This window comes from Streptomyces sp. 35G-GA-8, from assembly GCF_023534745.1.
Taxonomy (GTDB): domain Bacteria; phylum Actinomycetota; class Actinomycetes; order Streptomycetales; family Streptomycetaceae; genus Streptomyces.
The window spans coordinates 215,129-226,528 of sequence record NZ_JAMHJQ010000007.1 but is presented as its reverse complement, the minus strand read 5'-3'; the positions used below and the strand labels follow the sequence as shown (position 1 = coordinate 226,528).

Here is an 11,400-nt window from a genome sequence, read left to right as displayed (position 1 = left end):
CCCCATCCGGCTCAGGTGTCGCAGTCCAGCACGCTCCCGCACAGTCCGCACCGCGCCCGCACCCGGCCGCGGACCGGCACGCGGATGCGCTGAAGGCAGGTGGGACACGGGAACGAGACCCGCAGACCGTCCGCCAGATGCTCGAAGGCGTAGGGCGTGTACGGCGCGGCGGGGGCGGGCGCGACGCCCGGGTGGTCCATCGCGTAGCGGCGGTCCTTGGCGTAGCGGTGCCGCCCCGACCAGCCCGCGGTGGTCAGCGGCGGCTGCTGCTCGTCACGCAGCGACTGCGCCCTGCCTTTCGTATACGACGTGTACCCCTGCGGGCTGGTGAACCAGATCCGGGGGTCCTCGTCGAAGACGAGCGCGCGCTTGGCCAGGACATAGCCGAACTCCTCGGGGGTGAGATAGCCGAGTTTCTGGCTGGAATCGCGGTCCTCGCGGTAGGCGTCCAGAAGCAGCCAGCCCGCGCCGAGATAGGTCGTGGCGGTGTCGGTCAGGATCTCGTTGTCGCGGGTGCCGGGGAAGGAGAGGCCGAGGCGGTGCAGCACGACATGGGTGATCTCGTGGGCGAGGGCGGCGCCGATGTCCCTGCGGTGGGTACGGAAGCGGTTGTTCAGCTCGATGAAGTACTCGGGCCCCGCGGTCAGCTCGACATTCGCCGCGTGGTCCATGTCGCGGAAGCTCACGATCACGCGCGCGTCCGGCAGCCGCAGCTGCTGGACCAGGGCGTGGGCCACGCGCTGGGTGCCCAGATACAGATCGTCCACGTCGGAGAAGGCGACATCGGCGGGGGCCACGCTGGGGGCGTACGCGCGGATTCCGTCGGCCGAGAGCCGTCGGTAGAGGGCCGTGATGGCCGCGCGCGCCGTGTCGAGATGCGGATAGCCGTGCTGGACCTCGCCGCCGTTCGTCACGTCCCTACCCCCTGCGTCCCGCGTCCGGTCCCCCGCGCGGGACGGCCGAGCCCGCTCGCCTCAACTGTACGGGCGCGCTCCGGGCGCCGGAGGGTCGTGGCCGGTGGGGGGCGTCCGTTCAGCGGACGGCGCGTCTGATCGGTGGACGGTGTGTCTGACCGGCGGACGGTGCGTCCTGTGATCGGACGGTGGGTCCGAACAGAGGACGGTGGCCGACGGATGGCCCTGCCGGATGGCCGAAAGCCGGTTCTTGTGGCGTGGCTGATCCCCTCCGCATAATCCGGATCACGCTTTCTTGTCGGGCTCATGTCAGCACTGCGCAACGCGCGTTGACCGGAGCCCGCCCTGCGGGCGAATCCCTCAGTTCCCCCCATGAAAGGCAGACCGTTGAGCATTCTGGGTGTCCTCAAGAGAACCGCCGCCGCCGGCGCGGTCGTGCTCGCCGCCATCAGCCTCCAGCCGTCGTCCGCCTCCGCCGCGCCCGCGCCGGTCGCGCCCAAGACCCAGGCCGCGGCGCCGCTCGCTCCGCCCGTCGTCGGCGGCACCCGCGCCGCTCAGGGTGAATTCCCCTTCATGGTCCGGCTCTCCATGGGCTGTGGTGGCGCGCTGTACTCGCCGACCATCGTGCTGACCGCCGCGCACTGTGTGAGCGGGTCCGGCAACAACACGAGCATCACCGCCACCGCCGGTGTGGTCGACCTCCAGAGCACCAGCGCTATCAAGGTCAAGTCCACCAAGGTGCTCCAGGCCCCCGGCTACAACGGCGTGGGCAAGGACTGGGCGCTGATCAAGCTCGCCGCGCCCATCAACCTGCCGACGCTGAAGATCGCCACCACCACGGCGTACAACAACGGCAACTTCACCGTCGCCGGCTGGGGTGCGGCCACCGAGGGCGGCGCCCAGCAGCGCTACCTGCTCAAGGCCACCGTTCCGTTCGTCTCCGACGCCAGCTGCAACGCGTCGTACGGCGGCGAGATCATAGCGAGCGAGGAGATCTGCGCCGGCTACCCGCAGGGCGGCACGGACACCTGCCAGGGTGACTCGGGCGGTCCGATGTTCCGCAAGGACAACGCCGGAGCCTTCATCCAGGTCGGCATCGTGAGCTGGGGCAACGGCTGCGCCCGGCCCAACTACCCCGGTGTCTACACCGAGGTCTCGACCTTCGCCTCCCAGATCGCCTCGGCCGCGTCGACTCTCTGACGCTCTGACGTGACCTCGTAGGACCTCGCCCGAGGGGCGGGGCAGGTGGCCGGACGCGTTAGTCCAACACCTGCCCCGCCTTTGTCCATGGGCGCGCTCGCACCTCGCGACGGAGATTGACGTGCACGGATCCCCCCATCCGTCTGTCGAATCCGTGAACGAAGAGGAGCGAGCGTGCACGCCAACGCAGCAGACCGCGGCCCCCGCCGCAGAACCGTCGTCGCCGCCACCGCACTCGCGGGCGCCGGCGTCGCCCTCGGCGCGTCCCCCGGGCTGGCCGCCTCCCCGTCGTCCGGCGGGGCGCCGGGGACCGGGACCGTACTGCGCTCCCGGGAGCTGGACGTACGGGTCGACAGCGGCTTCCCGCGCGTCGTCTCGTACACCGACCGCGAGACCGGCGCCCTGCTGTACGGGCAGCGCGACCCGGTCACCTCCGTACGGATCGACGGCACGGACCGCACCCCGGCCGTGCGCACCCGGAAGACGGGGAGCGCCGGCGGCCGGATCGCGTACACCCTCGCCTTCGACGGCGGCACCGAGATCGACATCGAGATCGCGGTCTCCGGATGGCGCGTCGACTGGCGGGTCACCCGGATCGCCGACACACCCGCCCTGCGCGTCGGCACCCTGGAACTGCCCGGACTGGCGCTGCTGTCCGTACGCGCCGACCAGCCCGGCGCCGTACTGCTCACCGCGCGCGTCGAGCTGGACAAGGCCAAGAGCGGCGACACCCTGACCGCGATCACCGCCGCAACCCCGGAACGCGCGCCGGCGGGCTGTGCCTACGCCGTGGTGGTGCACGACCGGCTTGGCGGCGCGGTCGAGACCAACACCTGCTACGACCGGCCCGCCGACACCCCGGGCGCCACCTGGGACAACGGCCGGCTCTGGCATCGTGTCGTACGCGCCGACGACGGCGTGACGGAGGGGCGGCTGCGGTGCGGGCAGTGGACCCACCGCGCGGCGACCTCACCCGTGGCGGCCACCGAACCGCTGCCGTACGCCACCGTCATCGTCACCCGCCAACGTGACGACGCCGAAGACGCCGACGAGGACGGTGCCGGGCGAGCCGGCCGCCCGGTCGACTGGCAGGACGCGGCCACCGCCTTCCGCGACATCATGGTCAGCCCGCTCGGCGCCGACCGGCAGCATCTGCGGGTCGTCCCGCACATCCCCTTCAACTTCGCCAGCCAGGCCACCAACCCCTTCCTGGCCACCCTCGACCAGGTCAAGCGGATCTCGCTGGCCACGGACGGGCTGCGGCAGTACACCCTGCTCAAGGGCTACCAGTCGGAGGGACACGACTCGGCCCACCCCGACTACGCGGGCAACTACAACCAGCGCGCCGGGGGCCTCGACGATCTCAACACCCTGGTCAGGGAAGGGAAGAAGTGGCAGAGCGACTTCGGGGTGCATGTCAACGCCACCGAGTCCTACCCCGTCGCCCACGCCTTCTCCGAGACGCTCGTGGACAAGAACGACGAACAGTGGGACTGGCTCGACCAGAGCTATCGCATCGACGCCCGCCGCGATCTGGTCTCCGGTGACATCGTCAAGCGCTTCCAGGATCTGCGCGACCAGACCGACCCCGCGCTGAACACCCTCTACATCGATGTCTTCCGGGAGTCCGGCTGGAACTCCGACCGGCTCCAGCGCGCGCTGCGCGAGCAGGGCTGGCAGATCACCACCGAATGGGGCCACGGCCTGGAGCGCTCCTCGCTCTGGGCGCACTGGGCGACCGAGACCGACTACGGCGGCGACACCTCGCGCGGGATCAACTCACAGCTGATCCGCTTCCTGCGCAACCACCAGAAGGACGTCTTCGCCGACAAGTGGCCGACACTGCTGGGCATCCCGCGCACGGGCAACTTCGAGGGCTGGGTCGGCAAGACCGACTGGACGGACTTCTACCGGCTGATCTGGACCCACTCCCTTCCCGCGAAATACCTCCAGGCGTATCCCATCGCGCGCTGGAGCGACCACGAGATCCGGTTCTCGGGACCGACCCGGACCGTGGTCTCCGACGCGGACGGCATCCGCCGCATCACGACCGACGGACGGGTCGTGTACGAGGACGGACGCTATCTGCTGCCCTGGGAGCCGCGCAGGGCCACCGACCCGGACAGGCTCTACCACTACAACCCGACGGGCGGCAGCGGCGACTGGCGGCTGCCGCGCGGCTGGGCGGGGCTGTCGAAGGCCGTCCTGTACCGGCTCACCGACCAGGGCCGGGTCCATGTGCGCGACATACCGGTACGCGACGGCCGGGTGACGCTCGACGCCGAGGCGGGACAGCCGTATGTGCTGTACCGGAGCCGGGTCCGGCAGCAGCCGGCGGACCCGGACTGGGGCCAGGCCACCCCGCTCCACGACCCGGGTTTCCACTCCGGCGCGCTGGACGGCTGGACCGTCAGCGGCCCGGCCGCCGTGGAACGGAGCGCCCTCGGCGACTACGAGCTGGTGATCGGCGCGGGCGCGGCGGCGGCGGTCGGCCGGCGTCTGGAGCGGCTGGCGCCCGGCACATACGCGGCGTCCGTACAGGTCGAGGTCGGTGAGACGGCCGGGCTCCGGCGCAGAGCCGCCCTGGAGGTCCGTACCGCCGACGGCGTCACGGCCGTCAACTGGACCGACAGTTCCACCGCGGGCAACTATGTCGCCGCGGACCGCAAGCACGGCAGCCGCTTCCAGCGGATGTTCACCTACTTCACCGTCCCGGAGGGCGGCGGGCGGGTCCGGCTCACGCTGCGCGCGGCGGAGGGCGGGGCGCGGGTGCGGTTCGACAACGTACGGATCGTCCCCGCCCGGCCGACCGTCAAGCCGGGCACGGTCGCCTTCGAGGACTTCCAACGGGTGCCGCAGGGATGGGGCGTCTTCGTGAAGGGGGACGCGGGCGGCGCCACCGACCCCCGTACGCATATCGCCCAGCGGCACGCGCCGTTCACCCAGCGCGGCTGGAACGGCAAGGCGATCGACGATGTCATCGACGGCACCGAATCGCTCAAGTCGCGCGGTGAGAACGGGGGACTGGTCTACCGGACCGTCCAGCACACCGTCCGCTTCGAGCCGGGCAGGCGCTACCGGGTCTCGTTCCGGTACGAGAACGAGAAGGCGGGCCAGTACGCCTGGGTCACGGCCGTGGACGAGCCCGCGGAGCGGGAGCTGGCGCGTGTGGCGCTGCCCGTCGCGACCGAACCGACCGTACTGAGCTACGAGTTCACCGCGCCGGAGCGGGGCGAGGCGTGGGTCGGGCTGCGCAAGACGGGCGACGACGGGAAGGCGGAGTTCACGCTCGACACGTTCGAGGTGCGGGAAGCCTGAGCCGGTGAAGGGGCCGGTCCCGGGCACGCCACCGGGACCGGCCCTTCATCTCAGTACGTGGCGAGCTGTACGTATGGCTCGCCCGCGGCCTCCAGCTCCAGCACCCACACCTCGTTGGCGCCCTCGCGCAGCACCGGACCGGGCACGTACAGCGACTCCTGCGGGCCCCGCGACCAGTAGCGGCCCAGGCAGGTGCCGTTCACCCAGACGAAGCCCCGGGCCCAGGAGGGGAGCGTGAGCCGGGCGTCGCCCGCGCCCGCGACCTCGAAGGCGGCGCGGTAGAGCCCCCGTCCCGCCTCGCCGTCCAGGGCGCGGAACGGGAGTTCCGTCACCGCCCGCGCGTCGTCGAAGGCGTCGAGGCGCAGCCCCCGGGACCGTACGCCGTGCAGATACTGCCGCTCGTGCAGCACCCCGCCCGTGATGCCCTTGGACTCGCCCAGGCGCGGCCCGTAGTTGACCCGGCCCAGCGACTCCACCCAGATCTCGACGGACGCGGGACCGGCCACCGGCTTCGCCAGGGCCGCGTTCTCCCCGTCGAGCACCTCCGCCCGTACCCCGTCCACGTACACCACGGCCAGATCGCGCAGCCCGGCCAGCGTGAGCGTCCGGGGCGCCCGGCGGCCGGGCACCGCCAGCCGGTGGCGCACCAGACCGCGGTCCACGCCCAGCTCCTCGAAGGTGGGCGGCAGCGCCGTCTCCGACTCCGGTCCGCCCAGCGTCTCCATGACCTCCTCCAGCGGCGCCCACGAGGTGAACGCGGCGCGTACGGGGCCGGCCAGGGCGGGGCGTGGCCGCGGTGGCTCGGGCAGCGGGCCGCTCCGGTAGTCCGCGAACACCTCGCGGAACCGCCAGAACTTCTCCGTCGGCCGGCCCGCCTCGTCGATCGGCGCGTCGTAGTCGTAGGAGGTGACGTCCGCCCGCAGCGCGCCGTCGTGCAGCTCACCGGACCGGTTCGCGCCCGCCCAGCCCGCGAGGTTCGTACCGCCGTGCGCCATATACACATTGACCGAGGCGCCGGACTCCAGGATCTCGCGCAGCGCCCCGGCCGCGTCCGACGGATCCCGTACGACATGCTCACCGCCCCAGTGGTCGAACCAGCCGCACCAGAACTCCATGCACATCAGCGGCCCGTCGGGGCGGTGCCCGCGCAGCGTCTCGAAGGCGGCGCGCGCTCCCGAGCCGAAGTTGACCGTCGCCGGCAGCCCGGGGACCGAACCGCCGGTGATCATATGGTCCTCGGGGCCGTCCGAGGTCACCAGCGGTACGGAGATCCCGCACGCCCGCGTCAGCTCGGTCAGCCGGACCAGATAGTCCCGGTCGGAGCCGTAACTCCCGTACTCGTTCTCGACCTGCACCATGATCACCGGACCGCCCCGGCCGATCTCGCGCTCGGCGACCTGGGGAAGCAGCTCGCGAAACCACCGCTCCACCTGGGTCAGATATCCGATGTCCCTGGTCCGTACCCGGGCGCCCAGCGGGCCGGTCAGCCAGTGCGGCAGCCCGCCGTTGTCCCACTCGGCGCAGATGTACGGGCCCGGCCGGACGATCGCCCACAGCCCCGCCTCGCGCGCCGCGTCGAGGAACCGGCCGAGCGCGGCCACGTCGTGGTAGCGGCCGGGTTCCGGCTCGTGCAGATTCCACGGGACATAGGTCTCCACACAGTTGAGGCCCATGGCGCGCAGCATCCCGAGCCGGTGGCCCCACAGCTCCTCATGGACCCGGAAGTAGTGCAGCGCCCCGGAGAGCAGCCGCACCGGCCGTCCGTCCAGCAGAAAGTCCTCGTCCCCCACCATGAACTCAGCCACCGACTCAGTCACCGTCCCCGCTCTCCCGTTCCGAGGCTCCTGCCACGCGGCTCCTGCCACGCGGCTCAGCCTCTCCCTCTGGCGGTGGCACGGTCCATGGACAAAGATCACCTCTGTTTGGACGAAGCTGACGCGACCGCACGACCGCACGACCGGCGGCGCGCGCGTGGCGCACAGAGGAACAACAGATGAGGTGGGAGCGGATGTATCACACCTGGATGCGGTACTTCACCCCCAGCCCGGTCCACCACCGGCTCGGGCTCGTCTGCCTCGGCGTCGGGCTCCAGCACGGCCGTCTGCCGGCGGTAGGGCCGCGCACCCTCGATCACCATGTGGCCGTCGTGATCAGCGCGGGCAGCGGCTGGTTCCGCGCGGCCGACGGACGGCACACCCCCGTCAGCGCGCCCGCGCTGCTCTGGCTGACACCCGGCACCACCCATCACTACGGACCCGACGAGGAGCACGGCTGGGACGAGAGCTTCGTCGACTTCACCGGACCCGCCACCGCCACCTACACGGAACTCGGCTACATAGAGCCGGACCGGCCCGTCGTAGCGCTCTCCGACGCGACGGGCGCACGGGCCGCCATCGCGCGCATCGCCCGCGCCGCGCGCCGGGGCAACCCGCTGCTCGAAGTCGAGACCGGCGCCGCCGTCCATGAACTGCTCGTCGCGCTGCGGCGGGCACGCGCCGACACCGACGCCGAGGGCGACCCGGTCCTCCGGACACTGGCCCGCGACGCCTGCCGGACACTCTCGGTCGCCGAACACGCCGCCCGTCACGGCATGACCCCCGCCGAACTGCGCACGGCCGTACGCAGGGCCGCAGGATGCAGCCCCAAGGACTATCTGCTGGGCATCCGCCTCGGCCGTGCCAAGGAACTGCTCGCCGCGACCGAGCTGCCCGTGGCGGCGGTCGCCCGGCGCGTCGGGTACGACGACCCGGCGTACTTCTCACGGCTGTTCACCCGGCGCGTCGGCATTCCGCCCATCCGCTTCCGCGAGCAGCAGGGGCGCGCGGTCCCCGGCGGCTGGAGCAACGAGATCCCGCATCCTGATCACCCGCCGACCATCGCGCCGCGCTCATCTACGCTGCTCGACCATGACCACGAGTGACCCCGGAACCGACCACCCCGGCGTCGATGAGGCGGTGTGGGCCGAGCTGAACCGCCTGCGCGAGTCCATCGACAACATCGACGCGGCCGTCGTCCATATGCTCGCCGAGCGCTTCAAATGCACCCAGCAGGTCGGCGTGCTCAAAGCCGAACACCAGCTCCCGCCCGCCGACCCGGCCCGCGAATCCCGCCAGATCACCCGGCTCAGGGAACTCGCCGAGAGCGCCAGACTGGACCCGGCCTTCGCCGAGAAGCTGCTCAACTTCATCATCGCCGAAGTCATCCGGCACCACGAGACGATCGCGGACGAGACACGCGGCGGCACCGGCTGAGGGCCCCGCCGCGCGTGCGCTCAGAGCGCAATGAACCCTGATGCGCCGCTCGCGGCAGATCAGGCAGCATGGCCCCCATGTCCGTACTGACGCGCGACGAAGCGCAGACCCGAGCCCAGTTCCTCGATGTCCACCGGTATACGATCGCACTCGATCTGACCACCGGCGAGGACACCTTCGACTCCCGCACGGTCATCACGTTCACCGCCCTGGCCGCCGGAGACACCTTCGTCGAACTCAAGCCCGACACCCTGCGCTCCGTCACCCTCGACGGCCGGCCGCTCGACCCGGCCGCGCTCGTCGGGAACCGGCTCCCGCTCACCGGGCTCACCGCCGGGGAGCACGAGCTGCGCGTCGACGCCGCGATGCGGTACTCCCGCACCGGCGAGGGCATGCACCGCTTCACCGACCCCGCCGACGGCGAGACCTATGTCTACACCCAGCTGTTCATGGACGACGTCCAGCGCGTCTTCGCCGCCTTCGACCAGCCCGATCTCAAAGCCGTCTTCGAGCTGACCGTCACCGCGCCCGACGACTGGACCGTCCTCGGCAACGGCGTCGCCACCCGGACCGACCGAGGCCACTGGACCGTCGCCGCCACCCCGCTCATCTCCACCTATCTCGTCGCGATCGCCGCGGGCCCCTGGCACTCCGTACGCACCGAACACGCCGGACTGCCGTTCGGTATCCACTGCCGCCGCTCCCTCGCGCCCCACCTCGACGCCGACGCGGAGGAGATCCTCGACATCACCCGCGCCTGCTACGACCGGTACCACGCGAAGTTCACCGAGCCGTACCCCTTCGACTCGTACGACCAGGCCTTCGTCCCCGAGTTCAACGCCGGCGCCATGGAGAACCCCGGACTCGTCACCTTCCGCGACGAGTTCGTCTACCGCTCCGCCGTCACCGACACCGAACGCCAGACCCGCGCCATGGTCATCGCCCACGAGATGGCCCACATGTGGTTCGGTGACCTCGTCACCCTCGCCTGGTGGGACGACATCTGGCTGAACGAGTCCTTCGCCGAGTACATGGGCTACCAGACCCTCACCGAAGCCACCCGCTTCACCGACACCTGGGTCGACTTCGGCATCGGCCGCAAATCCTGGGGGTACGACGCCGACCAGCGGCCCTCCACCCACCCCGTCGCCCCGGATCCCGACGCCGTCCCCGACACCGCCTCCGCGCTGCTCAACTTCGACGGCATCTCCTACGCCAAGGGCGCCTCCGCGCTGCGCCAGCTCGTCGCCTGGCTCGGTGAGAAGGACTTCCTCGCCGGCATCAACACCCACTTCGCCCGGCACAAGTTCGCCAACGCCACCCTCGCCGACTTCATCGACTCCCTCGCCCACGCCACCGACCGTGACGTACACGCCTGGGCCGAGCGGTGGCTGCGCACGACCGGCGTCGACACCCTCACCCCGCGGATCTCCGAAACCGACACCGACAGCGGCGCCGGCTGGACCCTCGACGTCGTACGCGACGGCAGCCGCCCGCACCGCGTCACCGTCGGGGCGTACGACCTCGACCCCGCGGAACCCGCCCGGCTGACCCGGCGCGACCTGCTCGAACTCGACCTTCCGCTGACCGAGCCCGTCACCGCGCCCGGCCGCAGGCCCGCCCTCGTCGTCCTCAACGACGGCGACCTGACCTACGCCAAGGTCCGGCTCGACGCCGCGTCCTGGGACACCGCGCTGCGCGCCCTCTCCGGCATCCCCGACCCGCTGACCCGCACCGTCGTCTGGAACGCGGCCCGCGACATGGTCCGCGACGGCGACCTCGCCCCCACCGCCTATCTGGACGCCGCCCGCGTCCATCTGCCACAGGAGAAGGACCTCGCCGTCGTCCAGGGCGTGCTGGCCTTCGCCGCCGTCCAGATCACCGACCGCTATCTGTCCGACACGGACCGGCCGGTCGCCCTCGCCACCCTCACCGCGCTCTCCCGCGACCTGATCCGCCGCACCGAGGACGGCGACGACCCCGGGCTGCGCCTCACCGCCGTACGCCACTTCATCGACGCCGCCACCCAGCCCGACACCCTCCGGGAATGGCTGGAATCCGGCAGTGTCCCCGGCGGCCCCGAGCTCGACCCCGAGCTGCGCTGGCGCGTCCTCACCCGGCTCGCCGTCCTCGGCGCCGTCGACCCCGCCGCCATCGACGCCGAACTGGCCCGCGATCCCAGCGCGACCGGCCAGGAAGGCGCCGCCCGCTGTCACGCGGCCCTGCCCGACCCGGCGGCCAAGGCCCGCGCGTGGGCGCGGCTCTTCGAGAGCGACGACCTCTCCAACTACCTCTTCACCGCCACCGCCCAGGGCTTCTGGCAGCCCGAACAGGCCACGCTGGTACGGGAGTACGTGCCGCGCTACTACACCGACGCCGTCGCGCTCGCCGACCGGCGCGGACCGGCCATCGCCGACGCGGCGGGCCGCTACGCCTTCCCGGTGTACGCGGTCGACGAGGAGTCACTGGGGCTCGGCCGGACCTGTCTGGACACCGCGGAGATGATCCCGGCGCTGCGCCGCAAGCTCGTCGACCAGCTCGACGACCTGCGGCGGGCGCTGCGGGTCCGTACCGGCTCCTGACCACCCCTGACGACCCTGGCCGGCCGGCCGCCGGCTTCGGACGAGGACCGGCGGGCGGCTCCGGACCGGGCCCGGCGGGCGGCTCCGGACCGGGCCCGGGACCGGCGGCCGTCTCCGGACCGGGACCGGCGGGCG

7 protein-coding genes are annotated in these 11,400 nt (G+C 71.8%); 5 read left to right on the top strand and 2 right to left on the bottom strand.

The genetic code is table 11. The annotated features are described in order from the left end of the window. Nucleotides 1–11: 11 nt before the first annotated feature. Nucleotides 12–914: a hypothetical protein gene (locus M1203_RS17780; RefSeq protein ID WP_249950710.1), complete on the bottom strand. Its 903-nt coding sequence runs from the start codon at nucleotides 912–914 to the stop codon at nucleotides 12–14. Nucleotides 915–1,286: 372 nt separating this feature from the next. Here M1203_RS17780 and M1203_RS17775 point away from each other — a divergent pair, with 372 nt between their 5' ends. Beyond that, on the top strand, nucleotides 1,287–2,114 hold the full coding sequence (locus tag M1203_RS17775) for a trypsin-like serine protease (protein WP_249950709.1): 828 nt from the start codon (nucleotides 1,287–1,289) through the stop codon (nucleotides 2,112–2,114). 174 nt (nucleotides 2,115–2,288) lie between these two features. Continuing rightward, nucleotides 2,289–5,432, top strand: coding sequence for an endo-alpha-N-acetylgalactosaminidase family protein (locus M1203_RS17770; protein WP_249950708.1), 3,144 nt, complete (start codon nucleotides 2,289–2,291; stop codon nucleotides 5,430–5,432). Nucleotides 5,433–5,482: 50 nt separating this feature from the next. Here M1203_RS17770 and M1203_RS17765 read toward each other — a convergent pair whose 3' ends face one another. Then, nucleotides 5,483–7,237, bottom strand: coding sequence for a beta-galactosidase family protein (locus M1203_RS17765; protein ID WP_249950707.1), 1,755 nt, complete (start codon nucleotides 7,235–7,237; stop codon nucleotides 5,483–5,485). A 203-nt stretch (nucleotides 7,238–7,440) separates the two neighbouring features. Between M1203_RS17765 and M1203_RS17760 the strand changes: the two genes are divergently transcribed. The 3 genes from M1203_RS17760 (at nucleotide 7,441) to pepN (ending at nucleotide 11,265) form a co-directional block, all read left to right on the top strand. Further along, on the top strand, nucleotides 7,441–8,352 hold the full coding sequence (locus M1203_RS17760; RefSeq protein ID WP_249950927.1) for an AraC family transcriptional regulator: 912 nt from the start codon (nucleotides 7,441–7,443) through the stop codon (nucleotides 8,350–8,352). Further along, the gene (locus M1203_RS17755; RefSeq protein ID WP_249950706.1) at nucleotides 8,339–8,683 is read left to right on the top strand and encodes a chorismate mutase; all 345 of its coding nucleotides are present in this window, start codon (nucleotides 8,339–8,341) and stop codon (nucleotides 8,681–8,683) included. The genes M1203_RS17760 and M1203_RS17755 overlap by 14 nt, the downstream gene beginning before the upstream one ends. Before the next feature lie 77 nt (nucleotides 8,684–8,760). Beyond that, nucleotides 8,761–11,265 (top strand): aminopeptidase N, encoded by a 2,505-nt coding sequence (pepN, locus tag M1203_RS17750; RefSeq protein ID WP_249950705.1) that lies wholly within the window; start codon nucleotides 8,761–8,763, stop codon nucleotides 11,263–11,265. Nucleotides 11,266–11,400: the final 135 nt, after the last annotated feature.